This is a genomic window from Micromonospora sp. NPDC049359 (assembly GCF_044466585.1).
GTDB lineage: Bacteria > Actinomycetota > Actinomycetes > Mycobacteriales > Micromonosporaceae > Micromonospora.
The window spans coordinates 1,039,496-1,065,049 of record NZ_JBITMW010000001.1; the positions used below are offsets into that span (position 1 = coordinate 1,039,496).

Sequence of the window (25,554 nt, forward strand, 5' to 3'; positions counted from 1 at the left end):
CGCCTCAGCCGGCGACCGGCGTCGACTCCTTGTCGCCGCGCGGCTGCTCGGGCTTGACCGAGCGCAGCAGGACGCTCGCCACGTCGATGACCTCGACCTGCTCGCCGGCACCCTTGCCGTTGACGCCGTCGTTGAGCATGGTCGAGCAGAACGGGCAACCAACGGCTACCGTCTTCGCCCCGGTGGCCATGGCCTCCTCGACCCGGTCCACGTTGATCCGCTTGCCGATCTTCTCTTCCATCCACATCCGGGCGCCGCCGGCGCCGCAGCAGAAGGAGCGCTCGCTGTTGCGCGGCATCTCGGTCAGCTCGCCCTGGATCGAGTCGCCCAGCACCTCACGCGGGGCGGCGAAGACCCGGTTGTGCCGGCCCAGGTAGCAGGGGTCGTGGTAGGTGACACCGCCGTCGACGGGCTGTACGGGGGTCAGCTTGCCGGTGGAGACCAGGTGAGCCAGCAGTTGGGTGTGGTGGACCACCTCGAACTCGCCGCCGAGCTGGCCGTACTCGTTGCCGAGCGTGTTGAAGCAGTGCGGGCAGGTAGCGACGATCTTGCGCTTGGTCTTCTCGCGGCCCTCGAACGCCTCGTTCAGCGTCTCGACGTTCTGCTGGGCGAGCATCTGGAAGACGAACTCGTTGCCGATCCGGCGGGCCGGGTCGCCGGAGCACGTCTCGCCCTCGCCGAGGATCGCGAAGCTCACGCCGGCCTCGTTGAGCAGGGTGGCGACCGCGCGGGTGGTCTTCTTGGCCCGGTCCTCGAACGCGCCGGCGCAGCCGACCCAGAAGAGGTACTCGAAGTCGTCCACCTCGCCGACCCGGGGCACCTCGAAGTCGAGGCCCTTGGTCCAGTCCTCGCGGGTGTTCTGCGGCGCACCCCACGGATTGCCCTTGTTCTCCAGGTTGCGCAGCATCACGCCGGCCTCGGAGGGGAAGCTCGACTCGATGAGCACCTGGTAGCGCCGCATGTCGACGATGTGGTCCACGTGCTCGATGTCCACCGGGCACTGCTCGACGCAGGCGCCACAGGTGGTGCAGGACCAGAGGACGTCCGGGTCGATGACCCCACCCTCCTCGGCCGTGCCGATCAGCGGCTTGTCACCCTCGGCGAGCGACAGCACGTCCAGGTGCGCGAGCTGCGCCTGGGTGGCCTTCTCCTCGCCGGTGAGGTCCTTGCCGCCGCCGGCCAGCAGGTAGGGCGCCTTCGCGTACGCGTGGTCGCGCAGGCTGAGCACGAGCAGCTTCGGCGACAGCGGCTTGCCGGTGTTCCAGGCGGGGCACTGCGACTGACAGCGGCCGCACTCCGTGCAGGTGCTGAAGTCCAGCAGGCCCTTCCAGGTGAACTGCTCGACCTGGGCGACGCCGAACTGGTCCTTCTCCGGGTCGGCCTCCTCGAAGTCGAGCGGCTTGCCCTGACTGGTCATCGGACGCAGCGGACCCAGCCCGGAGCCGGCCGGCTTCTCCGGGTCGCGCTTGAAGAAGATGTTGGGGAACGCCAGGAAGCGGTGCCAGGCGACGCCCATGGTGACATTCAGCGAAATGACGATCAGCCAGGTCATCGAGATGACGATCTTGATGAGCGCGGCGACGCTCGCCCCGTCCGACCAGTCCGGGAGGATCGCGCCGACCGCGTGGCTGACCGGGGTCGCCCAGACCGGGTACTCGAAGTGGTCGGTGGCGACCTTGAAGCCCCGGATCACCAGGCCGAAGATCAGGACCAGCAGCACGACCCACTCGACGAAGTAGCCCTGCCACATGGTCGAGCCGGTGAAGCGGGAGCGACCGCCGGGCCGGTTCGGCCGGTTTCGCAGCCGGATCGCCATCAGCACCAGGATGCCGACCAACCCCAGCACGGTGATGATCTCGGTAGCCAGCCCGAAGACGGTCCAGTGCCCGACGATCGGCAGGCCACCGGTCGGCGTGACGACCTCGAAGTACGCCTCGAGCACCAGCAGCGACAGCACGATGAAGCCGACCATCACGAACCAGTGGGCGGCGCCCACCACACCCCACTTGAGCATCCGGGTGTGGCCGGCGGTCTCCACCAGCATCTTCCTGGTGCGGGCGCCCTTGTCGGCGAACCGCTCCGGAGCGGGTTGCCCCAGCCGGATCACGGCCGTCATCTTCATGACCGCGCGCACCGCCAGCCACACCGCCACGGCGGTGATGCCAGCCGCGAGGATCGTGGTGACGATCTGGACGCTGCCCATCGAGTTGGCCTCCCCGGTCTGCTGCTCGTCGAGCGGTTCAGCAACCGGGGCCGGGACAGGCGTAGGACAGCGTCGCGCCGCCGCACCTGCGACCGGACCGGTCGATGACCTCGCTCCGCTCGGTCATGCAGTGCAGCCTACGCGCAAGGTTACCCAGCAGTAACGTGAGTCATCTCGCAGTAGGCCACGCCGCCTGCGGACACCATAGGGTGCCCGGCCCGGTCCTGCCGGGCAGGGGGATGGCGGGTGACGGAGATCCTGCGGTCCGGTGGTGGATCGCGCGGTGCGGCGGCGGCCCGACCGGGCTCAGCGCCAGCGGGAGAGCAGCACCAGCGACGCGACCATCGCGCCGAAGCCGACCGCCAGGTTCCAGTACTGCCACGAGGCGACCGGGTACTCCTGCTCGGAGAGGTAGTAGACGACAAGCCAGCCGATGCCCGCGACGATCAGAGCGACCGCGGTGATCGGCAGCCACACCGGGCTAGGCTTGCGCGACGCCGCCGTCGTCGTCGGACGGACGTCCGTCGGCGGGGTGTACACCTTCTTCTTGCGGACCTGAGACTTGGGCACGGCGCTCTCCAGAGGGGGTGACAACCTCGTCCGGCCTGACAACCGGACGCGGAGGCGACGGTTCATGGCCAATAATGTTCGACAGCTAGCGTAGTCCCGAACGGCCGCCTGGACCACGAATGGGGTCAGGCAGGTACATGGAGTGACCGAAAAGGGCGGGACTGTTCGTATCGCGGCCCAGTCGTCACGAACCGATCCCCGACACTCGGAAGGAACGCTCGGTGGAGTACACATCCGGCGCCGCCTCCTGGCAGAAGGTCCTCCGACGGGCCGCCGCCGGGCTGCTGCCCCGGCGGCCACGCCAACGGCGACCGGGCTGGTCGATCGGGGTGCCCCTGATCGCCGCCGCGGCGGGACTGCTCTTCACCACCACCGCGACCACCGCCGGCGGCACCGCCCTCCGGGAGGACCGGCGGCCCCAGCTCAACCAGCTCATCGAGGAGCGGCAGCAGCAGGTCACGGCGAGCGAGCGCCGCGCCGCCACCCTGCGCGGCGAGGTCGAGCAACGCACCAACACGCTGGCCGACTCGGACGCCCCGATCAAGGCCCAGCAGAACCGAGCCCAACGCAGCCTCGCGGCAGCCGGGTTCACTCCCTTCACGGGCACGGCCGTCACGGTCGAGCTGAACGACGCGCCCCAGCACAACGACGAGGCCCACTCCGACGCCACCAACGACGACCTGGTCGTGCACCAGGGCGACGTGCAGGCGGTGGTCAACGCGCTCTGGGCGGGTGGTGCGGAGGCCATGTCAATCATGAACGTCCGCGTGCTCGCTACCAGCGCGGTACGCTGCGTCGGTAACACCCTGCTGCTTCATGGCCGGGTGTACTCCCCACCGTTCAAGATCGTAGCAATCGGCGATCCCGCTGCCCTCCAGCAGGCCCTCGCCAGCTCTGAGGGAGTCCGGTTGTTCAAGGACGCAGTCGACGACTACCAACTCGGCTACAAGGAGTCCGTCTCCACGGTGACCGTCCCGGCCTTCGAGGACTCGACCGCCCTGCGCTCGGCGACGGTGCCCAAGTGAGCGGCCCCGACGAGCGCCGCGACGGCCGACACCGGGACCAGGCCGACGAGCCGACGGCCTTCCTGCCGAAGGTCAACCGGCCCGAGCCGGGTCGCGCCGAGCCGCCTGCGGGCCCGGTGGAATCCTCCCCGGGCCAGGCCGAGTCCACCGGAGGTCAACCCGAGTCGTCGCCGTCCCGGCCCGACCCGACTCCGGGGCGGACGCCGACCGGCAACTGGCCCGATCCCGTGCTCCCCAGCCGGTCACGGCCGACGGGCCCACCCGCCGCCTTCGAGGCACCGAGCGCCGGACGGCCTGACCGGCAGGGCAGCCCCGACCGCCCGACGCCGACCGCGCCGCCGCGCTGGCCGGGTAACGCGGCACCGCGCGCCGAGTCCGGGCCTCCCCTCGCCGCCACTCCCAGCCAACCGAGCGCACCGGCCCCACCGGGGCCGGTCCGGCCGACAGCCCAGGGCACCGACCCCACACACGCGCCGACCCCGCCCGGTAACGCCCCGGGTGTCTCCACACCCCCGAGCACGCCCACGCCACCGAGCGCCTCCCCGCCCCCCGGTGTCCCTTCAGCAGGCGGCAATGCGCCGACCGCGTTCATCCCGAAGGTCACCCCCGGGTCCACGCGGACGGCAAGCGCCTCGGGCGCCCCGGTTTCCCCAGCCGCCCCCGGCGGCACCGCCGACCCGAACGCCACCGCGCTCATCCCCACCGTGACCGCCAGGCCGACACCCCGGCCCCCGTCCATCGACACGACGGCGCTGATGGGTGCGGTTCCCCGTACGCCGGCTCCGGAGGGGTCGGCCGGCGAGGGCGACAGCGCCGCCGAGCCGCCGCGGCCGCGTCGGGGGGAGCGGGTCGTCCAACTCCGGCCGCACCAGACCGGCGAGGGCTACAAGAGCGTCTACTCGGAGCTGACCCGTCCGTCCATCGCCTCCCGGCTCCGGACCGGCATCCGGGCCACCGGCGAAGTCCTGATCACCTTCGGCCTGGTGGTGCTCCTCTTCGCCGGCTACGAGGTGTGGGGCAAGTCCGCCGTCGTGGACGCCCACCAGAACGACCTCAGCAGCCAACTCGCACGAGAGTGGGGCCCGACCGACGACCCGACGGTCGTCCCGTCGAAGGCCCCGAGCGCCAAGCCGTCCCCGCCGGTGCGGGGCAAGCCGATCGCCGGCCTCTACATCCCCAAGCTCGACAAGAACTGGGTGGTGGTCGAGGGCGTCACCCAGGACGACATCCGCTACGCGCCGGGCCACTACCCGACCAGCGCGCTGCCCGGCCAGGTCGGCAACTTCTCCGTCGCCGGCCACCGGAACCGGGCCACCTTCTGGCGGCTGGACGAGTTGCACGACGGCGACGCGATCGTGGTCGAGAGCAAGACCGACTGGTACGTCTACCGGGTGGCACAGACCCGCATCGTCAAGCCGACGCAGGTCGAGGTGGTGGCGCCCGTGCCCGGCGAGCCGAACAAGAAGCCGACCAAGCGGATGCTCACCCTGACCACCTGCAACCCCAAGTGGGACAACTACCAGCGCCTGATCATCCACGCGGAGTTGGACCGGACCCAGCCCAAGTCGGCGGGTCGCCCGACCGAGCTGGGAGGCTGACCCGGTGTACGCGTTCATCTGGCGCAAGCTCCCGTTCGGACTGGCCGGCAAGCTCGTCGGTTCGGTGCTGCTCGCGACCGCCACGGTTGCCCTGCTCTGGTATGTGGCCTTCCCGTGGGCCGAGCCCCTGCTGCCCTTCGACGACGTCCAGGTCACCCAGGACTCCGGCGTTCCCGGCGAGCCGAGCGACGGCGATGCGGTGACCGGCGACACGCCGACCGACGACGAGCACGACCTGCCGTACGACACGGAACGGAACAACCCCGAGCCGACCCCTTCGAGCAGGTGACGATGCGCGTCCTGGTGATCGACAACTACGACTCGTTCGTCTTCAACCTCGTGCAGTACCTGGGCCAGCTGGGCGTGGACTGCGACGTGCGCCGCAACGACGAGATCGACGTCGCCGACGTCGGCCGGCTGGGCGCGGCGGGCGTCCTGCTCTCACCCGGTCCGGGCAGTCCGGACCGCGCCGGCATCTGCCTGGACGTCATCCGGGAGTACGCGGGCAAGCTGCCGATCTTCGGCGTCTGCCTCGGTCACCAGGCCATCGGAGAGGCCTTCGGAGCGACCGTCACCCGGGCCCCCGAACTGCTGCACGGCAAGACCTCCGAGGTACGCCACCACTCCGTCGGCGTACTCGCCGGCCTGCCCGACCCGTTCACCGCCACCCGCTACCACTCGCTGGCCGTCCTGCCCGAGACGCTGCCGGACGAGCTGGAGGTCACCGGCTGGACCGGGTCCGGAGTGGTGATGGCGATGCGGCACCGGACGCTGCCCGTCGAGGGTGTGCAGTTCCACCCGGAGTCGGTGCTCACCGAGGGCGGCCACCTGATGCTCGCCAACTGGCTGGCGAGCTGCGGTCACACCGAGGCGCTGGAGCGCGCGCCGGCGCTGGCCGCCGAGGTGGACGCCCGGCGGCTCGCCGCCTTCGCCACCACCTGAAAACGCCCGGTCAGCTCCGGAGGGCGTCCCGCACGGCCGGGCTCGCGGGTGACCGGACGGCGGGTGGCCGCTCCCGGAACGCGTCCCAGGCCGCCTTGCCGCTGGCCAGGTAGTCCCGGACCGCCTTACCGGCGAGCATCACGGAACCGCACCCGTCGCAGCGGGCGGCCACCCCGTCGACGTCGAGTCCGAGGTGCCGGCAGAGCGTCACCGCCCGGGACAGATGGTAGGACTGCGTCACGATCAGCGCGCGCTCGACGCCGTACACGTCCCGGGCGCGGACGCAGCTGTCGTACGTGTCCAGGCCGAACGGGTCCGCCACCACCCGTGCCGGGTCGACGCCGAGCCGCTCGGTCAGGTACGCGGTCATCACCGTCGGCTCATCGCCGGAGGTGCCGCCCCCGTCCCCGGACACCAACACCGCCCGCGCCCGACCGGTACGCACCAGCTCGGCGGCGGTCTCCAGACGGCCGGCGAGCCGGTCACCCGGTTGCCGTCCGTCCGCTGCCGCCGCCGTGCCGAGGACGATCACGACGTCGGCGGCGGGCGCCCCCGCCTCGTCGTGGGTGTGCCCGTGCGCGCCGATCGTCGTCCAGAGCCACGGGACGCTGCTCAGCGCCAGCACGACCACGCCCAGGACCGCCACGCGTCGCAGCCGCCGTCGCCAGCGACCCGCCGCCGGTGGGCGGTCGTCGACGGGTGTCCACAGGCCCGGCACCCGGATGCGGACGGCTATTCCCCGTCCATCCGGAACGGCGGGAAGATCGGCTGGCCCGTGCCGCCACCGCCGCCGGGCGGCGTCGGCGTGCCGCTCGGCGTCGGCGTCGGCGACCCCGGGGGCGTGGGCGTCTCCTCGACCGGCTCCGGGATGCCGACCTCGATGGTCACCGTCTTGCCCTGGGCCAGCTCGGTGCCGCCCTTCGGGTTCTGCTTCTGAACCCGGCCGGCCTCGGCGGCCGGCACCTCGTCGCCTTCGCGGAAGCTGACCACGTAACCCGCCGCGCGGAGCTCGGCGGCGGCGTCGTCCTTCGTGGAGTTGACGACGTTCGGCACCTTGCTCACATTGCCGCGTGAGACCTCGACGGTCACCTTGGTGTCCTGGGCGACGGTGGACCCAGATGGCGGATTGACCTTGACGACAATGCCCTTCTGCGCGGGATTGTCGACGGCCTTCTCCTCCACGACCAAGCCCAACCTTTCGAGCTGGGGCTTCACGTTCTCGAACTGCGAGTTGACCAGGCCCGGGGGAATCGTGACGTCGGGTTTGCCGTCGCAGATCTGGACGGTCACCGTGCTCGCCTGCTTCAGCCGGGCGCCCGCCGCCGGGTCCTGCTTGGCGACGGTGCCCTTCGTGCAGTCGTTGGCCAGGACGGGATCGCCGACCACCGGGTTGAAGCCCGCGTTGCGGATCTCGGTGACCGCCACGTCGCGTGTCTTGCCGGCGAGCGTCGGCACCGCCTTCAGGTCCTTGTCCTGCTGCTGACTCCACAGCAGCGCGGCGACCAGGGCGATCACCGCCAGCACGCCGACCGCGCTGAACAGGGCGATCAGCCAGGAGGACGCCTTACGCTGACGCGGGTCGCCGACCCGGGCCGGGATCTGCCGGGTCTGCTGCCCGGTGGCGGCCGGCGGGTAGCCGGCGGCACCGCCGCCGGCCGGGGCCATCGCCACCGTCTCCGCCTCGCGCAGCACCGGAGTGGCCAGCACCGGTCGCCCGGCGGCGGCACGCAGCAGGTCGGCGCGCATCTCACCGGCACTCTGGTAGCGGTTCAGCGGGTTCTTCGACAGCGCCTTGAGCACGATCGCGTCGACCGCCGGAGTGACGTCCGGGTTGATGTCGCTCGGGGTCGGCGGAGTCTCCCGGACGTGCTGGTACGCGACGCTGACCGGGCTGTCACCCACGAACGGCGGGTGACCACAGACCAGCTCGAAGAGGACGCAGCCGGCCGCGTACACGTCGGAGCGGGCGTCCACGGCCTCACCGCGCGCCTGCTCCGGCGACAGGTACTGAGCCGTGCCGATGACCGCGCTGGTCTGCGTCATGGTGGTCGCGCCGCTGGCCAGTGCCCGGGCGATACCGAAGTCCATCACCTTGACCTGGCCGGTCTGGGTGAGCATGACGTTGCCCGGCTTGATGTCCCGGTGGATGATCCCGTGCCGGTGGCTGAACTCCAAGGCCGCGCACATGTCGGCGCAGATCTCCAGCGCACGGCGGGGCTGCAACCGGCCCTCGACGCCGAGGACCTCCTTCAACGTCCGTCCGTTGACGAACTCCATGACGATGAAGGGCAACGTCTCGCCGGTCGGGGCGGTCTCCTCGCCGGTGTCGTAGACCGCCACGATCGCCGGGTGGTTGAGCGACGCCGCGTTCTGCGCCTCCCGGCGGAAGCGCATCTGGAACGTCGCGTCCCGGGCGAGGTCGGTACGGAGCATCTTGATCGCGACGTCCCGACCGAGCCGGAGGTCGCGACCGCGATGCACCTCGGCCATGCCGCCGTAGCCGAGCAGCTCGCCGACCTGGTACCTGCCACCGAGCAGGCGGGCCTGCGCTGTCATCGCGTCTGTCGTCCTTCGCTCGTCGTCGTCCCGCCGTCACCCGGCCGGAGTCGTACCTCACGACGGTACGACGTCCGGGTCGCATCGTCGCGTCCGTCGAGCCGCAGCGCGCCGGACGTCACGGTTTGTGAAGTCGTCGCCCCGGACGTACCCGTCTGCGACGCCTTCCGCAGTTTGTAGGAAATCACGCCGGAGCAGAGCAGGACCAGTAAGGCCAGCAGGATGGCGACGAGCACCATCCCGGGTCGGGACCGGCTGGGCTCGGACGCCGCACCGGCCGGCCGGGCGTACGCCGGAGGGTGTTCCTGCCGGGTCTGTGCCGGCGGCACCGCCGCGGCGCCGCGCGGATAGCCGGCCTGGGCGACCGGCGGCCGGGCGTGCGGTACGGCCGGCGCGACCGCGGTCGGACGGGGTTGTTGGGCCGGCGTGACCGCGGTCGGTCGCTGCCCGACGGACGGCTGCCGGTGTGGCGCGCCCGGCGGGCGGAACTGCTGCGCCTGCGGCACCTGCGCCCGCCCGGGGGCGGCGGGCGAGGACGGCGCCCCGGAGATCGGCGCGGAGTGACCACCGGACCGGGCCTGCTGGGACAGCGCGGCCTTGAGCTGCCGGGCGACCGAGGCGAGGGCGGCGGCACTCGGCCAGCGGGCGGCCGGGTCCTTGGCCAACGCCCGCTCGACGACCGCCCGGACCTGCGGCGGGATGTCGTTGGGCAGTGGGCGGGGCGTCTCCCGGACGTGCCGCATGGCGATGTCGAGCGGGTTGTCCCCCTCGAACGGTCGCCGGCCGGCGAGGCACTGGTAGGCGACCACGCCGAGCGCGTACACGTCGGACGCCGGGGTGGCCACCTGCCCGGTGGCCTGCTCCGGCGAGATGTACGAGGCGGTGCCGAGCACCGAGCCGGCGGCGGTGAGCTGGCCGACGATGTCCGAGCGGGCGATGCCGAAGTCGGTCAGCACGAGCGTGCCGTTCGGCCGGACCAGCAGGTTGCCCGGCTTCACGTCGCGGTGCACGATGCCCTTCTCGTGCGCGGCGTGCAGGGCGTCCGCGGCCTGCGCGACGAGCGCCATGGTGCGGGCCGGGGTGAGCCGGCCGACCCGGCTGAGCGTGGAGGACAGGGCGTCGCCCTCGACGTACTCCATGACCAGGAACGCGATCTGCTGATCGTTGCCGAAGTCGTAGACGTCGACGACTCCGGGGTGGTTGATCGTGGCCATCGTCCGGGCCTCGCCCCGGAACCGCTCGGCGAAGTCCGGGTCGTCGAGCAACGCCGGGAGCAAGCTCTTCACCGCGACCGTCCGGCCGAGCACCTGGTCGGTGCCGCGCCAGACGTCGCCCATGCCGCCGCTTGCGATCCGCTCGTCGAGGCGGTAGCGGTTGCCGAGCTGGACGCCGGGGCTGAGCATGTCAGCGGCCCCCCGGGTCGGCGATGGCGGCCCGCATGATCTGGCCACCGATCCGGGCCGCCTCTGCGCTGCCACCGCTGCCGGCCTGCTCCAGTACGACACACACGGCCGAGACCGGGTTGCCGTTCTTGTCCAGGGCGAAGCCGATGAACCAGCCGTGGTCGGGGCGGTCCGGCGCCGACTGCGCCGTACCGGTCTTGCCGCCAACCGTGTAACCGCTGATCGCCGCCTTCTGGCCGGTGCCCTTCTGCACCACGCTGACCATCATGTCGCGCAGGTCGGAGGCGACCTGCGGCTCGACGGGCTGGCGCAGCTCCCGTGCCTTCGCGGTGTAGTAGCTGGTGGTCCGGTCCGGGGCGAGGAGCTGCCGGACCAGGTACGGCCGCATCTGGCTGCCGCCGTTGGCGACCGCCCCGGCGATCATCGCGCCCTGCAACGGGGTCATCCGGACGTTGTTCTGACCGATCGAGGACTGGGCCAGCGCGGCCGGGTCGGTGCTGCCGTCCGGGTTCTGCATGTCGCCGGTCCGGCTGGCCGCCGTCCGCAGGCCGCCCTCGCCGAGCTGGCCGACGGTGAGGTCCTCCTGCTCGAAGCCGAACTGACGGGCCTTCTCCTTGACCTTGTCCGCGCCGAGCCGCACGCCGAGCTGCGCGAAGCCCGTGTTGCAGGATTCGGTGACCGCCTCCTGGAGGGTGACCTGCGGCTCGGGGCAGATCGACGCTGCGGCGTTACGGATCGGGCTGCCCGAGGTGGGCGGTGTGTAGCTGGACCCGGCCGGGATCGGGGTCGACTTGGTGACGCCGTTCTCCAACGCCGCCGCGGCAACCACGATCTTGAAGGTGGAGCCCGGGGGCAGCGTCTCGGAGAGGGCGCGGTTCTTCAGCGGACCGTCCGGGTTCTGCTCCAGCTTGTTGATCTCCGCAGCCGCCGCGGTCGTGTCGTGGCTGACGAGCGGGTTCGGGTCGAAGCTGGGCATCGACACCAGGGCCTGCACCGCGCCGGTGCGCGGGTCGATGGCGATCGCCGCGCCCCTCTTCGCCTCCACCTGGTTGTTGCGCATCTGGTCGTACGCCACGTCCTGCGCCCGCTTCGAGAGCGTCAGCAGCACGTTGCCGCCGGCGGTCTCGTCGCCGGTGAACATGTCCTTGAACCGGTCGCCGATCAACTGGTCGCTGGTGCCGGCCAGGAAGTCGTTCTCCAACTGCTCGATGCCGGTGTCGGCCAGGTTGACCGGCTTGTAGCCGAGCACATGGGCGTACTTGGCGCCGCCCGGGTAGGTGCGCTGGAACTTCAGCTTGCCGGTGGTCTCCTTGCTGGTGGCCAACGCGGTGCCGCCGGCCTCGATGTTGCCGCGCTTGCGCTTGTAGTCGGCGACCTGGACCCGACCGTTGTAGTCACTGGTGCGGTACTCGTCGGCCTTGTACGCCTGGATCCAGTTCAGGTTCGCGAAGAGCAGACCGAACAGGACCATGACGACGACACCGACACGACGCAGGGGTGCGTTCACGGCTTGATCACCTCCGTGGGAGCACCGTGCAACTGCTCGGGCGGACCACCCGCCGGTCGGGCCGCCTTGCCGGCGCCACCGGTAACCGGCCGCCGGGCCCCGTCGGAGACCCGCAGCAGGACCGCGATGAGCAGCCAGTTCGCCATCAACGACGAGCCACCGGCGGACAGGAACGGCGTGGTCTGGCCGGTCAGCGGGATCAGTTTGCTGATGCCGCCGACGATCACGAAGACCTGGAGGCCCAGGGTGAAGGCGAGACCGCCGGCGAGCAGCTTGCCGAACGAGTCACGGACCGCCAGCGCGGCGCGCAGACCCCGCTCCACGATCAGCAGGTAGACCACCAGCAGCGCGGAGAGACCGAAGAGGCCGATCTCCTCACCGATGCCGGCGAAGATGAAGTCGTTCTGCACCTCGGGCAGGATGTCCGGCTGACCGCCGCCCGGTCCCGCGCCGAAGAGCCCGCCCGTGCCGAGGGCGAGCAGGCCCTGGACGAGCTGATAGCCCTTGTCGGTCGGGTCGGCGAACGGGTCCAGCCAGATCTCGGCGCGCACGTAGAAGTTGGCGAACGGCCCGCCGACCGTCGAACCAAGGACGTACGCGAGGTAGGCCCCGCCGAAGAAGAGGAGTAGACCGATCAGCAGCCAACTGACCCGTTCGGTGGCGATGTAGAGGGTCACCACGAACATGCCGAAGTACAGCAAGGAGGTGCCGAGGTCCTTCTCGAAGACCAGCACCAGGAGGCTGATCAACCAGACCACGACCACCGGACCGAGGTCCCGACCGCGCGGGAAGTCGATACCGAGGAACCGCCGGCTCGCCAGCGAGAGCACCTCGCGTTTGCGCACCAGGTAGTACGCGAAGAAGACCAGCAGCGCCAGCTTGGCGAACTCACCCGGCTGGATCGAGAACCCGCCGAGGCGGATCCACAGCTTGGCGCCGTTGATCTCGGACATGCTGCGCGGCAGCACCGCCGGGAGCATCACCAGCACGATGCCGGCGAGTCCCAGGGTGTACGCGTACCGGGACACCGAACGGTGGTCGCGCATGATCGCGAGCAGGCCCGCGGCGAGGATCACCGAGGCGAGCGTCCAGGCGAGCTGCCGGCCGCCGATGCCGGCGAACGTGGCCAGGTCCTCCCGGTCCACCGGCGCGGCCTCACCCAGGTCGATCCGGCGCAGGAAGCCCACGCCGAGACCGTTGAGCAGGGCCACCGCCGGCAGCAGAGCCGGATCGGCGAACGGGGCGAGGAACCGGATGACCAGGTGCAGGCCGAGGAAGACCGCCCCGAGCGCGGCGGCGGGCATCCAGAAGTCCGGAGTGACCGTGTCCAGGAGGTTCGCCTCGACGGTCGCCATGTACGCGGCCACCAGCACCATGGCCAGCAGCAACAGGGACAGCTCGGCGTTGCGCCGGGACCGGGCCAGGCGTACGCCGGACTCCCCGCCCGTGGTGGCGGGCGAGGATGCCGGTGTGGCCGCTACGGTCACGGGTGGAGTCCTTGGGATCTCAGTCGACGCTCACTCAGGAGACCGGCAGCCGGCCGGGTCGAGCGCCGGCGGTGCCGAGTCGGAGGGCGTGGCGTCGGGTGCGGTGGTCGGATCGGTCCCGCCGGCGGTGGCCGCCGTGGTCGGGCTCGCGCTGAGGACCCCGTTCACCGACGCGCTGGGGCTGGTGGCCGGCGTCGGGGACGTCGCGGGCGGGGTCGGGGATGGAGTGGGCGTCGGCGAGCCGGTCACCGCGCCCGTATCGGGCAGACAGAGCGGCTTCAGGTTCGGGTTGGTCGGCGTGTCGCTGGTCAGCTCCGCGAGCTGCCGCTCGGCGTCCGGCTCGCTCTTGGCGCGGATGCCCACCTTGACCGTGTCCTGGGCGGCGACGGTGAGGTCGTCCAACCGGGTGCCGCTGGTGCGGTGCACGGTGGACAGGTCCATCCCGGCGATCTGCCCCTGGATGCCGCGGAAGACGGCGACCTGGCCCTCGTCGGTGGCGCCCACGTAGTACTGGCGCTGGGTGTACGTCCAGCCGGCGAAGAGTCCGCCGCCGAGGATCACCAGAAGGGCCACGGCCATGGCGGTGGCGCGTACCGGCCGGCGCTTGCGCGGTTCCGGCTCGTCGTCCGCGGCGGCGGGCTCCTCGGGCGCGGCGGGGCGCGGCGCGGAGAGCGCCGAGGCCCGGGCGGCCGGGGTCGAGTCGTCGGCGGAGGTGGCCATGCCCCGGTCCCGGGCGGCGGCACCGCCGACGATCGGGGTCGCCTCGACGATGTCGTGGTCGGTGGCATCGGCGATGATCACCGTGATGTTGTCCGGGCCGCCGCCGCGAAGCGCGAGCTGCACCAGCCGCTCGACGCACTGCTGCGGGTCGGTGTACTCGCGCAGGGTCTCGCCGATGGTCTCGGCGCTCACCACCCCGGAGAGGCCGTCGCTGCAGATCAGGTAGCGGTCACCGGGGAGCACCTGGCGCACCGAGTACTCCGGGTCGATGTCCCGGCCGTCCAGCGCGCGGGTCAGCAGCGACCGCTGTGGGTGGCTGCTGGCCTCCTCGGCGCTGATCCGGCCCTCGTCGACGAGCATCTGGACGTACGTGTCGTCCTTGGTGATCTGCGCGAACTCACCGTTGCGCAGCAGATAGGCCCGCGAGTCACCGATGTGGACCATCCCCAGCTTGCTGCCGGAGAAGAGGGTCGCCGTCAGTGTGGTGCCCATCCCCTCCAGCTGCGGGTTGGCGTCCACCGTGTCGCGGAGCTGTTGGTTGGCGGTGCCCACGGCCGAACGCAGCGCGTCGACGAGGGCGTCCCCGGGGACATCCTCGTCGAGCGGCGCCATGGCACCGATGACGATGTTGCTGGCGACGTCACCGGCGGCCATGCCGCCCATGCCGTCGGCAACGGCGAGTAGCCGCGGCCCGGCGTAGACGGAGTCTTGATTGCCGTCACGGATCAGACCGCGGTCGCTGTGGGCCGCATAGCGCAGGGTCAGAGTCATGGCCGTAATTCGAGGGAAGTGCGGCCGATCCGGATCGGCACGCCGAGGGGTACGGGGGTTGGTCCGGTGACCTTAGCGCGATCCAGGTACGTGCCGTTAGTCGAGCCGAGATCCTCGACGAACCACTGACCCTCGCGCGGTAGGAGTCTCGCGTGCCGCGCGGAGGCGTAGTCGTCGGTGATGACCAGGGTGGAGTCCTCGGCCCGACCGATGGTGATCTGCGCTTCACCGAGAGTGATGCGGGTGCCGGCCAACTGACCGGCGGTGACCACCAGCTGGTGGGCCGCCCTACCCCGCTTCGCCTTCGCCGGTTTGGCCGCCTGCCCCGTCGAGGCGCCAACCGCGCGCGGTGCCGCCACCAGGCGACCGGATCGGGCTCCCGCGAAGAGATCTCGGCGGATCACGCCGACCACCGTGAACACGAAGATCCACAGCAGGATCAGGAACCCGAACCGGGCAACGGTGATGACCAGTGCCGGCAAGGCGGCTCAGCCGTCCACGCGGAAGGTCAGCGTCGTGGTGCCGAGCTGGACCATGTCACCCGGGTTCAGCGCGACGGCGGAGACCCGCTGCCCGTTGACCATGGTGCCGTTGGTGGAACCCAGATCGGTCAGCACAACCTGGCCGCCGTCGAAATCCAGTCGGGCGTGTCGCCGGGAGATACCGACGTCGGGCAGGCGCAGGTTCGCCTGGTCGCCGCGACCGATCACCGTCGACCCCATCTGGAGGGGGTAGGTGCGTCCGTCACCGGAGACCAGCCGCACGTTGCGACCGCCACCGTGCCCAGGCGGCGGGCCGTAGCCGCCACCCTGGTCGTACGCGGGGTAGGCGGGCGGACCGGCGTCGTAGCCGGGCGCCGACACCGGGGCGACCTCGCCGCCGGTGTAGACCTCGGCGGTGACGCGGAACATGCCCGTGTCCAGGCCCTCGCCCCGCTCGATCTCCACGATCACGTCGCCGTAGACCGTCCAGGCCTGCTCGCCGATGAACTCCGCCTGCGACTGGGCCAACTCCTGGGCCAGCGCGGCGGCGTACGGCGCCAGACGACTGTGGTCGAACGGCGAGAGATCGATCACGTAGCGGTTGGGCACCAACGTGCGCCCACCGGCCAGGATCGCCTTGTGCGCCTCGGCCTCCCGCTGCATGGCGTTGAGGATCTCCACGGGGTGGACCACCCCTTTGAAGACCTTGGCGAAAGCCCCTTCGACCAGGCCTTCCAGACGCTTCTCGAAGCGTTGCAGCACGCTCACCGGCTCCTCCTCGGGTCCCGAGGACATGATGGTATCCGGCCGGCGCGCGCGCAGCTCACACGCCGCTCGGCCGCCTGCTCCCGACCCGTTCGGAAGGACCGGGACCACCGTGCTAATCTTTCGTCCGCCACGAACGGTAACCGCTCGTGGCGAGCGTCTGGGACAGCGTAGTATTCCCGGGGCCTGTTGGAGACAGCGGGTTCGGGGCGGCTATAGTGTCCCGGGTCGTGCCACGGGGATGTGGCGGAATGGCAGACGCGCACGGTTCAGGTCCGTGTGCCCGAAAGGGCGTGGGGGTTCAACTCCCCCCATCCCCACCAAAAGGCGAGGGCTCCGCTTGATGCGGGGCCCTTCCGTCATATCGGGGCGTGCCGGGCGTCACGCTATGCTCCGATGGTTTCTGCCTCCGATGGACCAGGAGTGGCGTGTGAGTGTCGCGTTGGTGACCGGGTCGGGCGGTCTGATCGGCTCCGAGGCGGTCCGGCACTTCGCCGGCCTCGGTCTGGACGTCGTCGGCATCGACAACGACATGCGCCGGTACTTCTTCGGAGAGGACGGCTCCACCTCGTGGAGCCTGGAGCGGCTCGGCCGCGACCTCGGTAACTCCTACACCCACTACCCCGTGGACATCCGGGACCGGGACGGCCTGGAGCAGGTGTTCAAGAAGTACGGCTCGGACATCGCCGTGGTGATCCACAGCGCTGCCCAGCCCAGCCACGACTGGGCGGCCAAGGAGCCGTACACGGACTTCGACGTGAACGCCGGTGGCACGCTCAACATGCTGGAGAACACCCGCCAGCACGCGATCGAGGCGGCGTTCATCCACTGCTCGACCAACAAGGTCTACGGCGACCGGCCCAACAGCCTGCCGCTGGTCGAGCTGGAAACCCGGTACGAGCTGCCCGAGGACCACCGCTGGTACGAGGGCATCACCGAGGAGATGTCGATCGACCACTCGTTGCACTCGGTCTTCGGCGCCTCGAAGGTGGCCGCGGACGTGATGGTGCAGGAGTACGGCCGCTACTTCGACATGAGGACCGCCTGTTTCCGGGGCGGCACCCTGACCGGCCCGGCCCACTCGGCCGCCGAGCTGCACGGATTCCTGGCGTACCTGATGCGCTGCGTCATGGAGGGCCGGACGTACAACCTGTTCGGCTACAAGGGCAAGATGGTCCGCGACGCGATCCACTCGCACGACGTGCTGACCGCGTTCGAGGCGTTCTTCCGGGCCCCCCGCTCGGCCGAGGTCTACAACCTCGGTGGCGGCCGGCACTCCAACACCTCCCACATCGAGGCGTTCGCGATCGCCCAGGAGATCACCGGCCGTGAGGCGCGGATCAACTACGTCGAGCAGAACCGCACCGGCGACCACCAGTGGTACGTGAGCAGCATGGCCCGCTTCGAGGCGCAGTACCCGGACTGGAAGATCACGTACGACGTGCCGATGATCCTCCGGGAGATCTACGAGGCGAACGTGGACAAGTGGGTGCCGCAGCCATGACTCCGCAGACCAAGCGCAACGTGCTCGGCGTCCTCGTGGACGCCACCGACTACGCCTCGGCGACCGACGCGGTGGTGACCGCGGCGCACGAGCGGCGGCCCCTGGCGCTGACGGCGTTGGCCGTGCACGGCGTGATGACCGGGGTGCTCGATCCGGCGCACAACGCCCGGTTGAACTCCTTCGACGTGGTCACCCCCGACGGGCAGCCGGTGCGCTGGGCGCTCAACCTGCTGCACGGCGCCGGCCTCACCGACCGGGTCTACGGGCCGACGTTGACGCTGCACGTGCTCTCCCGGTTCGCCGACGAGGGGCTGCCCGTCTACCTGTACGGCTCGACCGAGGAGACGCTGGCGAAGCTGATCCCGGCGTTGGAGCGGATGTTCCCGGCCCTGAAGATCGCCGGGGTGGAGCCGTCGAAGTTCCGCGCGGTCCAGCCGGGCGAGGACGCCGAGATCGCCGACCGGATCCGGTCCAGCGGCGCCCGGCTCGTCCTGGTCGGGCTCGGCTGCCCGCGCCAGGAGGTCTTCACGTACGCCATGCGCCCGCTGCTGGACATGCCGATGATGGCGGTCGGCGCCGCGTTCGACTACCACGCCGGGCTGCTGCGCCAACCTCCGCCGTGGATGCAGCGCGCCGGCCTGGAGTGGTTCTGGCGGCTCGGGCTGGAGCCGAAGCGGCTCTGGCGTCGCTACGTGATCCTCAACCCGGCCTACCTGGCTCGGCTCGCCGGCCAGAAGACCGGCCTGTGGAAGGCCCGCCCGCCGGCCCCGGCGACCGAGCGGCCGGCCACCTTCGCGGTCTAGGACGACACGAGGCCCCGCCGGGATCGTCCGGATGGGGCCTCGTCCCTGGGGAACAGGTCAGACGGTCAGGGTCCAGCTGTTGATGTAGCCGGTGTCCGCCGAGTAGGTGTCGCGCACCTGGAGCCGCCAGGTGCCGTCCGCCGCCTCGCCGGAGAGGTTGACCGAGTACGTGGCGTTCACGTTGTCGGCGCTGTCCGAGGTGCTGCTGTTCTTCAGCCGGTACGAGCTGCCGTCCGGGGCGAGCAGGTCGATCACCAGGTCACCGCGGTAGGTGTGCACGATGTTCACCGCCACCGTGGCGGCCGAGGAGGCGTTGCGGCCACAGCCGGAGATGGTGACCGAGCTGGTCACCGCCGCGCCCGCGTCCGGGATCGAGACGTCGGTGCCGTTGGTGCCGGTGCAGCCGGTGGGCGGCGGGGTGGTGCCGCCGCTGCCCACGTAGAGCAGCAGGTTCGGTGAGCCCGAGCCGGCATTGCTGACCACGTTCGGGGTGGCGTTGGACACCAACTGGTCGCGTACCTGAGCCGGGGTCCAGCTCGGGTTGGCGCTGGCCACCAGGGCCGCCGCCCCGACCACGTGCGGCGTGGCCATCGAGGTGCCGCTGATCGTGTTGGTCGCGGTGTTGCTGGTGTACCAGGCCGAGGTGATCGACGAGCCGGGCGCGAAGATGTCCAGGCAGGTGCCGATGTTGGAGAACGACGAGCGGGCGTCCGAGCTGGTCGTCGAGCCGACCGTGATCGCCTCCGTGGTCCGCGCCGGCGAGGTGTTGCAGGCGTTCGCGCCGTTGTCGTTGCCGGCCGCGAGGCCGTACGTGACGCCGGAGGCGATCGAGTTGCGTACGGCGGTGTCCAGCGAGCTGTTCGCCCCGCCGCCGAGGCTCATGTTCGCCACGGCCGGCTTGATCGCGTTCTGGGTGACCCAGTCGACGCCGGCGATCACACCGGCGTTGGTGCCGCTGCCGGAGCAGTTCAGCACGCGTACGCCGACCAACTGGACGCCCTTCGCGACCCCGTACGTCGAGCCGCCGACAGTGCCGGCGACGTGCGTGCCGTGCCCGTTGCAGTCGTCGGCCGACCCGCCGTCCACGGCGTCGTAGCCGGAGGTGGCCCGGCCGCCGAAGTCGTTGTGGGAGAAGCGGATGCCGGTGTCGATGATGTAGGCGTGCACGTTGCTCGCCGTGTTCGGGTACGTGTAGGAGCTGTCCAGCGGCAGGTTGCGCTGGTCGATGCGGTCGAGGCCCCAGGACGGCGGGTTGGCCTGCGTTCCGGAGATGGACACGGTGTGGTTCTGCTCGACGTACGCGACAGCCGGGTCGGCGGCGATCCGTGCCGCTGCCGCCGCGCTGACGGTGACCTCGAAGCCCCGCAGTGCGGTGCCGTAGGTGCGGGCGACCTTCCCGCCGTGCCGGCCGGTCAGCCGTTGCGCGGTGTCGCCGACCTGGTTGGGCGCCACGGTGCCGTCCTTGAGGACGACGATGTAGCTGTCGGGCACGGCGGTGGCTCCGCCAGCCTCCCGTACGACGCCCACCGGCTCGGCGGCCAGAGCCGGGGCACCGACGGCCAGCACGGTCGCGGTGGCCACCCCGACCAGTGCGAACCTGCGTGGAAGACCCATCTCCCTACCTCCCTCCGACCGGCGGCGAAGCGCGACCACCGGCACCTTCGATCGACAACTGCCGATCTCGCTGAGAGTAGGTCCGCCGGTGCGACAGATAAACATGTCGAAACGTCCATCACCCGGATGGGATGCCCCTACGGGCCCGACCTCCGGGGCCAACGGGGGTCCGGCCCCGATTCACCGCACCGAAGAACGGGAAAGACTCTCCGACATGGAGAGTCAGCTCACCATCCTGTTGCCGGTCGCCGCCGTCTGGCTGGCCGCCGGGGTCCTGGCCGACCGACTGCCCCGGCTGCGCGACGCGCGTGCGCTCCGTCGGCGTACCGGATGGTTGCTGGCGCTCGCGCTGGTCGGCCTCGCGCTGATCGCGGCGGTGGCCGTCGGCGGCCTGACGAGCGCCGGGGCCGCGCCGATCGATCGTGCCGGCGCCGGGCTCACCCTCGCCACCGGCCCGGCGCTCGTGGTGGCCGTCTGCTCGATACGGCGAATCCGCCGGCTGCGGGCCGGGGCCGGAGCGTTCGACAGCGCACCCGGCACACCCGCCCCGCACGGGCTGCGGGCCGCCGCGGCCCACCCGCTCGTCGGCGTGCCGTTGCAGGTCACCGCCCTGGCGATACTTCCGGCGGTGATCGCGGCGGCCGGCACGGACCTCGGCGCCGAGCCCGGGATCACCGGCCCGGCGATCACCGTCGGCGCACTGGCGGTGGCGGCCATCGGGGTCCGGCACGCGCTGCGACACAGCCGGCTCATCGAGCGGGCGCAGCCCACCGCCGCCGCCACGCGGTCAGCGCGAGCGGCCGATCCCCTGCACGTATAGAAGCTCCAGGATCGCCCGGGTCGCCTCGAACCAGCGGTCCAGCCAGCCGGGCGGCGGCACGCTGCCCTTCGGCGGCAGCTCCAGCAGCAGGCCCCGCAGCAGCGGGTGGTCCGCGAGCGAACCGGTGGGCTCCATCGGCCAGCCGGTCGGCGGGAACGACGGTTCGACCAGCGGGTTCGGGTCCAGCGACGGCAGTGAGAGCGGCGCGTCCCCGGCGTCCGGGGCCGACACGTCCCGCCCGTTCAACTCCTGGTCGGTCGAGACCACCTCGGTCAGTACGGTGTCCCGACGCGCCCCGCGGTACTTGCCACCGAACCGCTCCGGCTTGCCCGGACCGTTGGTGAGGTTCTCTGAACCGATCGTCATCCGTCTCGCCTACCTCGCTCGGTTGCGGTCGGTACGGCGGGGGCCATCGACCAACGCCGTACCGACGGGTTCAACGAGGCGGGCCCGCTGTGGCGACGGGAATCCCGGCGGAACCTCGCCGTGCCGGCCGCGAGGAGCGCGGACACGGAACGTCCCCGCCCGGTCGAGGACCGGACGGGGACGTTCATCGACCACTCGGTCAGGCCGAGCCCAACACACCACCCCTGGCTCCGGCAACGAAGGCACGCCAGTCGCCGGGAGCGAAGACCAGGGCCGGACCGGCCTTGTCCTTCGAATCCCGGACGCCGACCGCACCGGTCACGTACGCCACTTCCACGCAGTTGTCGCAGTTGGGCCCACTCTTCGAGCTCTTGAACCACGTCGCCTGCGTCAGGTCCACGGGGAACCTCTTGGTCGCCATTTCGGCTCCTCTGCCAGTTTTGCGATGTGTGCGACGGACTCCTCCGGACGAATGGCCGCAGCGCGGATGTGATCGAAGATGAAGCTGTACTTCTGCAGTTCGTCGCTTTTCTCGAGGAAAAGCCCACCCGTGGCGTTCTCCGCGTACACAACATCCGGATCACCGGGCTCAGGGAAGCTGAGGATCGTGAAGGTGCCGTCCATGCCGGCGTGCGCACCCACCTCGAAGGGGAGGATCTGGAGCGTCACGTTCGGCAACTCGGCCACCTCGACCAACCGCCTGAGTTGGCCGCGCATCACCTCGTCCCCGCCCACCGGCCGACTTACCACCGCCTCATCGAGCACCACCCACAGATCGACCGGATCGTCCTGGGTCAACAACGACTGACGGCCCAGACGGACACGCACCCTTTGATGTACCTGATCGGCCGTGAAGTCCGGACGGGCGGCGCGGATCATCGCCCCGGCGTACTCCTCGGTCTCCAACAGGCCGGGGACGACCTGCTGTTCGTACGCCCGGATGGAGCTGGCTGCCGCCTCCAGGCCGACGTACGCCCCGACCAGCACCGTGCTGTACGGGTGCCACCAGCCCTTCTGCCGCGCCTCGCGGGCGATCTGCACGAGCTCGTCGCTCTCGGCGCCCACGACGCCGTAGATCCGCAGCATGTCCCGCACGTCGCGCGGGGTGGCCGTGGTGTGGCCCGTCTCGATGCGGGAGACCTTGGACGCCGAGCACTCCAACTGCTCGGCCACCACCTCTATGGTGATCCCGGCCGACTCCCGCTGCCGGCGCAACTCCGCGCCGAGCCGTCGCCGTCGGATCGTCGGGCTGCGCCGTTCACTCATCGCGCGGCCTCGACACTTCTGTTTCTTGCCGCTGGTTGCTCGACCCCACTCTCGGGCTACCTCCGGTCGCCGCGCCACTGGTTGTCGCCTGCCGGGGGCGCGACCGTCGCCCGGCGAGCGTTCGCGACGAGGGATGGTGCCGGTCATCGGCCGGCCGCGACGGGCGAAACCGGCCCTCAGTGTGCCGCCCACACGCGGATCGCTTCAAGCGCCGCTTTGCGTGGCGAACTCACGTATCGGCAAAAGTCGACGTGCAACTTGCATGAAGCACGTCGCTGATGCACTCTGTCCGTATGGCTCGGATCACTCAGCGTTCCGGTCCGCTCTCCGGGAGTGGTGAACCCACCGACCCCGGGCAGCCGGACCGAACGCAGGCCCGGCCAGCGACACCCGGACCTGCGCCGGGGTAATGACCCCACCGCTGCAAGCCAGCTGACTGCGGCGGTGGGCGCGGTTCCCGGCAGCAGTCAGGTGATGGTCGGGTGGCGGCACGCCACCAGCGGGTACGGCCCGACCACCACCAGCACCAGACGGTCCACGAGGCGCGATCCCGCAACCGGGCCGAGACATCCCAGACCAGTCACCGCCGGCATGCCGCCGGCTTACCCTCCCCAGGAGCCCATGTGCTTCCCCGCTCCGGTGACGTTCTGCACGTGACTCGCGCGGCGAGTGTCCAGTTCCTCAGGCCGATCATGTTCCGGGTGATCCGGGTGCTCGACTGGCCGACCTACGACGGTTGGCTCTGGCTCGACGGCTACGAGCTCAACGCCGCCGGCGACGCCGTCAACCGCCGGTCGATCTTCGTACAGCGGGAAGGGCTGCAACAGGTGCAGGCCGCGCCGGTGCCCCGCCCGCACACCGTACGGACCCGGCGACCGGTTACCCGTACGCCGGTCAGAGTCGGCTGACCAGCGCGATCCGCCGCGGGTAGGCGTGCCGTCGCCATAGAATCGGTACGCCCACCCCGGCACCGTTCCACCCGCACGTCCAGGACCCTGAGCCTGGGATGGTCATGGTCAATCAGCCCGCCGTGCGGCGGCACCACCGCTGGAGTATCACCTACGCTCTCGGACTGCTCGCCCTCCTCGGGGCCCTGACCACCGTCGTGGTCCTGGTCCACGATCCGGCGTCGTCGTCCACCCGGCTGGCCGTTCCGGTACCGGCGCCGGAGATCACCGTGGCCGGCTCCGAGCCTCCCGAGGACGAGTACGGCTGGATCGGCGCCGACACCCCCGACGGGTACGCCGGGGCGGCGGCCGACGCGACCGGCCCGGCCACCGGTTCCGGCGCCGGCGGTCAGGCCGACGGTCAGCAGGCACTCGCCGAGACGACGTCGGGCGGCCACCACGGCACCGACGTACGCCGGTCGCTCTTCTGGTCCGGGATCTTCGGCCTCACCATCTCGCTCGCCGGCCTCGGCCTCGTCGGCACCCGCCGCCGTAGGTGGTGAGAACCGGTCACGGCGTGGCCGTCGCCGTCGGGCTCGGGCTGGTCGAGCTGCCGCCCGGCGACGGCCGGGCCTGGGAGATCACCACCAGCACCTCCTGGTCGGTCGGCACCAGGGTGCCGGCCTCCGGATCGGTCCGCACCACCGTGCCCGGCGGCAGCTCGGACGGGCGGTACACCACCCGGTAGCTCAGGCCCAGTCGCTCCAGCAGTCCTTCGGCGGTGGACTGCCCGAGGCCGGTCAGCGGCGGCACCGGTAGCTGCGCCCCCTCGGTGGTGGCCGCCGGGCTGCTCGGCGTCGCGCTGGTGGGCGCCGCCGACGTCGGGGCGCTGCTGGTCGGCGCGGCGGTGACGCTGGTCGGCGGGACGGACGGCGTGGCCGGGTCGTCGGGGTCGTCCTCCCGCGCGCTCAACACCACCCACAGGGCCGCGCCGAGAAGGGCGGCGAACAACAACGCGAGTACGCCCCAGAGGATCGGCAGCCACCACCGACGGCCGCCCTGCTCCTCCACGTACCAGTCCGCGGACGGCTCGGCCGGTCGAGGTGCCCGTACCTCGGCCCGCCCCGACCACGACGGTGGCGTCGACCGCTCGGCCGGCATCCGCGCCGTCCGATCCGCCGAAGACGCAGACGCGGCCCGGTCGATAGGCATCGTCTCGTCCGGCGACGCGCCACCGCCGGACGCGGCCCGGTCGATAGGCATCGTCTCGTCGGTCGACGCGGGCGGTTGCGGGCGGTCGCCGCCGATGGGCGGCAGAGGGCGCGTGCGGTCGTCGTCCGGTGTCCCGGCGGGGGGCTCCTGGCGGTCGTCGCTCATCGCACGTCCCTTCCCGAACCGGGCGGGCGCCCTGGCCCTCGACGTCAACCTAACCGCCCAGGTCGACATCGGCCGGTATCGGTGGCACGAACCGCGTGCCGCCGGCGGGTCGGGGCCGCTCGGGTCAGGGGGTGGGCTTCGCGGTCGGCTGGCTCGGTGGGGCCGCCGCGCCGCACCAGATGCTGACCTCGTCGTTCCAGCGTGCCGGACCGTCCTCGGCCGGTTCCTGCCGACTGACCTTTCCACTGCGCCCGCTGCGGTAACTCGGGTAGAGCCCCTCCTCGACCAACTCTTCCGCTGCCTTGGCGCAGTCGTCGCCGACCACGTCCGGCACTTCGGCGGCCGGCGGTGGCCCGGCGATCTGCAGTTGAACCGTGGTACCCCGGGTCACCGGGGTGCCCACCGCCGGCGAGGCGCTCTCCACCCTGCGTCCGGTGCCGACGCCGAAGACCAGCCGCCAACCCAACCGCTGTTCGCGCAGCATCTCGCGCGCCTGGAGGAAGTCGGTCCCGACCACCGGGGGCACGGTCAGCCCGGTCCCCTTCGTCGCGGAGGCGGTCGTGCGGGGAGCGGACGGGGTGGTCCGGCCGGTGGTCGGTCGAGACGAGGTGGCCTCCTCGGTCGGTGTACCTGCCGTGGTGGCGACCGCCTGCGGGGTCCCCGGAGACTCGTCGTCCTCGCCGGCCAGCAGCCAACCGCCGGTCGCGCCGACCACGGCGAGGAGCACCGCGACCAGTCCGCCACCGAGCAACACGCCAGCTCGGCGGCCGTCACCGCCGTCCCGGCCACCGGAGGATTCCTGCCGACCCGTGTTCGCGTCCGTCATACCGTCCACCGCCTCATCACCGGCGACCGTACCGTTCGCCGCCCACCACGTTGTGCCGACGG

At 71.2% G+C, this 25,554-nt stretch carries 25 protein-coding genes and 1 tRNA gene; 10 read left to right on the forward strand and 16 right to left on the reverse strand.

What is annotated here, in order from left to right; genetic code table 11:
• Window positions 1-4: 4 nt before the first annotated feature.
• Window positions 5-2,203, reverse strand: coding sequence for a (Fe-S)-binding protein (locus tag ACIBTX_RS04835; protein ID WP_396832052.1), 2,199 nt, complete (start codon window positions 2,201-2,203; stop codon window positions 5-7).
• A gap of 306 nt (window positions 2,204-2,509) precedes the next feature.
• Window positions 2,510-2,773, reverse strand: coding sequence for a cell division protein CrgA (locus ACIBTX_RS04840; RefSeq protein WP_007454145.1), 264 nt, complete (start codon window positions 2,771-2,773; stop codon window positions 2,510-2,512).
• Window positions 2,774-2,994: 221 nt separating this feature from the next.
• Here ACIBTX_RS04840 and ACIBTX_RS04845 point away from each other — a divergent pair, with 221 nt between their 5' ends.
• Genes ACIBTX_RS04845 through ACIBTX_RS04860 form a run of 4 tightly spaced genes read left to right on the forward strand, consistent with a single transcriptional unit; the run spans window position 2,995 to window position 6,338 of the window.
• On the forward strand, window positions 2,995-3,798 hold the full coding sequence (locus ACIBTX_RS04845; RefSeq protein WP_396832053.1) for a DUF881 domain-containing protein: 804 nt from the start codon (window positions 2,995-2,997) through the stop codon (window positions 3,796-3,798).
• Window positions 3,795-5,396 carry a class E sortase gene (locus tag ACIBTX_RS04850; protein ID WP_396832054.1) on the forward strand — a complete coding sequence of 534 codons (1,602 nt, stop codon included), beginning with the start codon at window positions 3,795-3,797 and terminating at the stop codon, window positions 5,394-5,396. Before ACIBTX_RS04845 ends, ACIBTX_RS04850 begins: the two co-directional genes overlap by 4 nt.
• A 4-nt stretch (window positions 5,397-5,400) precedes the next feature.
• Window positions 5,401-5,685: a hypothetical protein gene (locus tag ACIBTX_RS04855; RefSeq protein ID WP_357129454.1), complete on the forward strand. Its 285-nt coding sequence runs from the start codon at window positions 5,401-5,403 to the stop codon at window positions 5,683-5,685.
• A 2-nt stretch (window positions 5,686-5,687) separates the two neighbouring features.
• Window positions 5,688-6,338 carry an aminodeoxychorismate/anthranilate synthase component II gene (locus ACIBTX_RS04860; RefSeq protein WP_396832055.1) on the forward strand — a complete coding sequence of 217 codons (651 nt, stop codon included), beginning with the start codon at window positions 5,688-5,690 and terminating at the stop codon, window positions 6,336-6,338.
• Between the two features lie 10 nt (window positions 6,339-6,348).
• Here the strand turns inward: ACIBTX_RS04860 and ACIBTX_RS04865 are convergent, their stop codons facing one another.
• The 8 genes from ACIBTX_RS04865 to ACIBTX_RS04900 all read right to left on the reverse strand — a co-directional run bounded on the left by ACIBTX_RS04865 (window position 6,349) and on the right by ACIBTX_RS04900 (window position 16,059).
• Window positions 6,349-6,984, reverse strand: a complete 636-nt coding sequence (locus tag ACIBTX_RS04865) for an ElyC/SanA/YdcF family protein (RefSeq protein WP_357129448.1) — start codon at window positions 6,982-6,984, stop codon at window positions 6,349-6,351.
• A gap of 86 nt (window positions 6,985-7,070) precedes the next feature.
• Window positions 7,071-8,894, reverse strand: a complete 1,824-nt coding sequence (gene pknB, locus ACIBTX_RS04870; RefSeq protein ID WP_357392191.1) for a Stk1 family PASTA domain-containing Ser/Thr kinase — start codon at window positions 8,892-8,894, stop codon at window positions 7,071-7,073.
• Window positions 8,891-10,297, reverse strand: coding sequence for a protein kinase (locus ACIBTX_RS04875; protein ID WP_357129442.1), 1,407 nt, complete (start codon window positions 10,295-10,297; stop codon window positions 8,891-8,893). The genes pknB and ACIBTX_RS04875 overlap by 4 nt, the downstream gene beginning before the upstream one ends.
• Before the next feature lies 1 nt (window position 10,298).
• The gene (locus ACIBTX_RS04880) at window positions 10,299-11,804 is read right to left on the reverse strand and encodes a penicillin-binding transpeptidase domain-containing protein (RefSeq protein ID WP_357392193.1); all 1,506 of its coding nucleotides are present in this window, start codon (window positions 11,802-11,804) and stop codon (window positions 10,299-10,301) included.
• A complete protein-coding gene (locus tag ACIBTX_RS04885) occupies window positions 11,801-13,291 on the reverse strand; it encodes an FtsW/RodA/SpoVE family cell cycle protein (protein WP_355048515.1) in 1,491 nt (496 codons plus the stop codon). The genes ACIBTX_RS04880 and ACIBTX_RS04885 overlap by 4 nt, the downstream gene beginning before the upstream one ends.
• A 30-nt stretch (window positions 13,292-13,321) precedes the next feature.
• Entirely contained in the window at window positions 13,322-14,782 is a 1,461-nt protein-coding gene (locus ACIBTX_RS04890) for a PP2C family serine/threonine-protein phosphatase (RefSeq protein WP_357129436.1), read from the reverse strand.
• On the reverse strand, window positions 14,779-15,264 hold the full coding sequence (locus ACIBTX_RS04895; RefSeq protein ID WP_355048517.1) for an FHA domain-containing protein: 486 nt from the start codon (window positions 15,262-15,264) through the stop codon (window positions 14,779-14,781). The genes ACIBTX_RS04890 and ACIBTX_RS04895 overlap by 4 nt, the downstream gene beginning before the upstream one ends.
• A gap of 6 nt (window positions 15,265-15,270) precedes the next feature.
• Window positions 15,271-16,059, reverse strand: a complete 789-nt coding sequence (locus ACIBTX_RS04900; protein ID WP_007454122.1) for a DUF3662 and FHA domain-containing protein — start codon at window positions 16,057-16,059, stop codon at window positions 15,271-15,273.
• 207 nt (window positions 16,060-16,266) lie between these two features.
• Here ACIBTX_RS04900 and ACIBTX_RS04905 point away from each other — a divergent pair.
• The 3 genes from ACIBTX_RS04905 (at window position 16,267) to ACIBTX_RS04915 (ending at window position 18,336) form a co-directional block, all read left to right on the forward strand.
• Window positions 16,267-16,352: transfer RNA gene (locus ACIBTX_RS04905), tRNA-Leu, on the forward strand.
• Window positions 16,353-16,417: 65 nt separating this feature from the next.
• Window positions 16,418-17,533, forward strand: a complete 1,116-nt coding sequence (locus ACIBTX_RS04910) for an NAD-dependent epimerase/dehydratase family protein (protein WP_357129432.1) — start codon at window positions 16,418-16,420, stop codon at window positions 17,531-17,533.
• Window positions 17,530-18,336, forward strand: a complete 807-nt coding sequence (locus ACIBTX_RS04915; RefSeq protein WP_355048519.1) for a WecB/TagA/CpsF family glycosyltransferase — start codon at window positions 17,530-17,532, stop codon at window positions 18,334-18,336. The genes ACIBTX_RS04910 and ACIBTX_RS04915 overlap by 4 nt, the downstream gene beginning before the upstream one ends.
• Before the next feature lie 57 nt (window positions 18,337-18,393).
• On the opposite strand, the gene ACIBTX_RS04920 is transcribed toward ACIBTX_RS04915, so the two are convergent.
• On the reverse strand, window positions 18,394-19,950 hold the full coding sequence (locus ACIBTX_RS04920) for a S8 family serine peptidase (protein WP_357392195.1): 1,557 nt from the start codon (window positions 19,948-19,950) through the stop codon (window positions 18,394-18,396).
• 214 nt (window positions 19,951-20,164) lie between these two features.
• On the opposite strand from ACIBTX_RS04920, the gene ACIBTX_RS04925 reads away from it, so the two are divergent.
• Window positions 20,165-20,770: a hypothetical protein gene (locus tag ACIBTX_RS04925; protein WP_357129426.1), complete on the forward strand. Its 606-nt coding sequence runs from the start codon at window positions 20,165-20,167 to the stop codon at window positions 20,768-20,770.
• Here the strand turns inward: ACIBTX_RS04925 and ACIBTX_RS04930 are convergent.
• From ACIBTX_RS04930 to ACIBTX_RS04940, 3 genes are all read right to left on the reverse strand, one after another.
• Window positions 20,738-21,136 (reverse strand): hypothetical protein, encoded by a 399-nt coding sequence (locus ACIBTX_RS04930; protein ID WP_357129423.1) that lies wholly within the window; start codon window positions 21,134-21,136, stop codon window positions 20,738-20,740. The genes ACIBTX_RS04925 and ACIBTX_RS04930 overlap by 33 nt on opposite strands.
• A gap of 199 nt (window positions 21,137-21,335) precedes the next feature.
• Complete coding sequence (locus tag ACIBTX_RS04935; protein ID WP_355048523.1) at window positions 21,336-21,557, reverse strand: DUF397 domain-containing protein; 222 nt, start codon at window positions 21,555-21,557, stop codon at window positions 21,336-21,338.
• Entirely contained in the window at window positions 21,527-22,402 is an 876-nt protein-coding gene (locus ACIBTX_RS04940; protein WP_234584497.1) for a helix-turn-helix transcriptional regulator, read from the reverse strand. Before ACIBTX_RS04940 ends, ACIBTX_RS04935 begins: the two co-directional genes overlap by 31 nt.
• Window positions 22,403-23,025: 623 nt before the next feature.
• On the opposite strand from ACIBTX_RS04940, the gene ACIBTX_RS04945 reads away from it, so the two are divergent.
• Window positions 23,026-23,310: a hypothetical protein gene (locus ACIBTX_RS04945; protein WP_355048524.1), complete on the forward strand. Its 285-nt coding sequence runs from the start codon at window positions 23,026-23,028 to the stop codon at window positions 23,308-23,310.
• Between the two features lie 98 nt (window positions 23,311-23,408).
• Complete coding sequence (locus tag ACIBTX_RS04950; RefSeq protein WP_357171719.1) at window positions 23,409-23,852, forward strand: hypothetical protein; 444 nt, start codon at window positions 23,409-23,411, stop codon at window positions 23,850-23,852.
• Between the two features lie 7 nt (window positions 23,853-23,859).
• Here the strand turns inward: ACIBTX_RS04950 and ACIBTX_RS04955 are convergent, their stop codons facing one another.
• Together ACIBTX_RS04955 and ACIBTX_RS04960 are read right to left on the reverse strand one after the other, a co-directional pair.
• A complete protein-coding gene (locus tag ACIBTX_RS04955) occupies window positions 23,860-24,666 on the reverse strand; it encodes a PASTA domain-containing protein (protein WP_357171721.1) in 807 nt (268 codons plus the stop codon).
• A 124-nt stretch (window positions 24,667-24,790) separates the two neighbouring features.
• Window positions 24,791-25,492, reverse strand: a complete 702-nt coding sequence (locus ACIBTX_RS04960) for a PASTA domain-containing protein (protein ID WP_357129411.1) — start codon at window positions 25,490-25,492, stop codon at window positions 24,791-24,793.
• Window positions 25,493-25,554 lie beyond the last annotated feature (62 nt).

Excerpts from the sequence above, each read along its gene's own strand:
- ACIBTX_RS04915 (WP_355048519.1), top strand. The coding sequence starts at position 17,530 with ATGACTCCGCAGACCAAGCGCAACGTGCTCGGCGTCCTCGTGGACGCC.
- ACIBTX_RS04875 (WP_357129442.1), bottom strand. The coding sequence starts at position 10,297 with ATGCTCAGCCCCGGCGTCCAGCTCGGCAACCGCTACCGCCTCGACGAG.
- pknB (WP_357392191.1), bottom strand. The coding sequence starts at position 8,894 with ATGACAGCGCAGGCCCGCCTGCTCGGTGGCAGGTACCAGGTCGGCGAG.
- ACIBTX_RS04960 (WP_357129411.1), bottom strand. The coding sequence starts at position 25,492 with ATGACGGACGCGAACACGGGTCGGCAGGAATCCTCCGGTGGCCGGGAC.
- ACIBTX_RS04920 (WP_357392195.1), bottom strand. The coding sequence starts at position 19,950 with ATGGGTCTTCCACGCAGGTTCGCACTGGTCGGGGTGGCCACCGCGACC.
- ACIBTX_RS04900 (WP_007454122.1), bottom strand. The coding sequence starts at position 16,059 with ATGTCCTCGGGACCCGAGGAGGAGCCGGTGAGCGTGCTGCAACGCTTC.
- ACIBTX_RS04930 (WP_357129423.1), bottom strand. The coding sequence starts at position 21,136 with ATGACGATCGGTTCAGAGAACCTCACCAACGGTCCGGGCAAGCCGGAG.
- ACIBTX_RS04890 (WP_357129436.1), bottom strand. The coding sequence starts at position 14,782 with ATGACTCTGACCCTGCGCTATGCGGCCCACAGCGACCGCGGTCTGATC.
- ACIBTX_RS04935 (WP_355048523.1), bottom strand. The coding sequence starts at position 21,557 with ATGGCGACCAAGAGGTTCCCCGTGGACCTGACGCAGGCGACGTGGTTC.
- ACIBTX_RS04860 (WP_396832055.1), top strand. The coding sequence starts at position 5,688 with ATGCGCGTCCTGGTGATCGACAACTACGACTCGTTCGTCTTCAACCTC.
- ACIBTX_RS04940 (WP_234584497.1), bottom strand. The coding sequence starts at position 22,402 with ATGAGTGAACGGCGCAGCCCGACGATCCGACGGCGACGGCTCGGCGCG.
- ACIBTX_RS04925 (WP_357129426.1), top strand. The coding sequence starts at position 20,165 with ATGGAGAGTCAGCTCACCATCCTGTTGCCGGTCGCCGCCGTCTGGCTG.
- ACIBTX_RS04910 (WP_357129432.1), top strand. The coding sequence starts at position 16,418 with ATGCTCCGATGGTTTCTGCCTCCGATGGACCAGGAGTGGCGTGTGAGT.
- ACIBTX_RS04835 (WP_396832052.1), bottom strand. The coding sequence starts at position 2,203 with ATGGGCAGCGTCCAGATCGTCACCACGATCCTCGCGGCTGGCATCACC.
- ACIBTX_RS04955 (WP_357171721.1), bottom strand. The coding sequence starts at position 24,666 with ATGAGCGACGACCGCCAGGAGCCCCCCGCCGGGACACCGGACGACGAC.
- ACIBTX_RS04950 (WP_357171719.1), top strand. The coding sequence starts at position 23,409 with ATGGTCATGGTCAATCAGCCCGCCGTGCGGCGGCACCACCGCTGGAGT.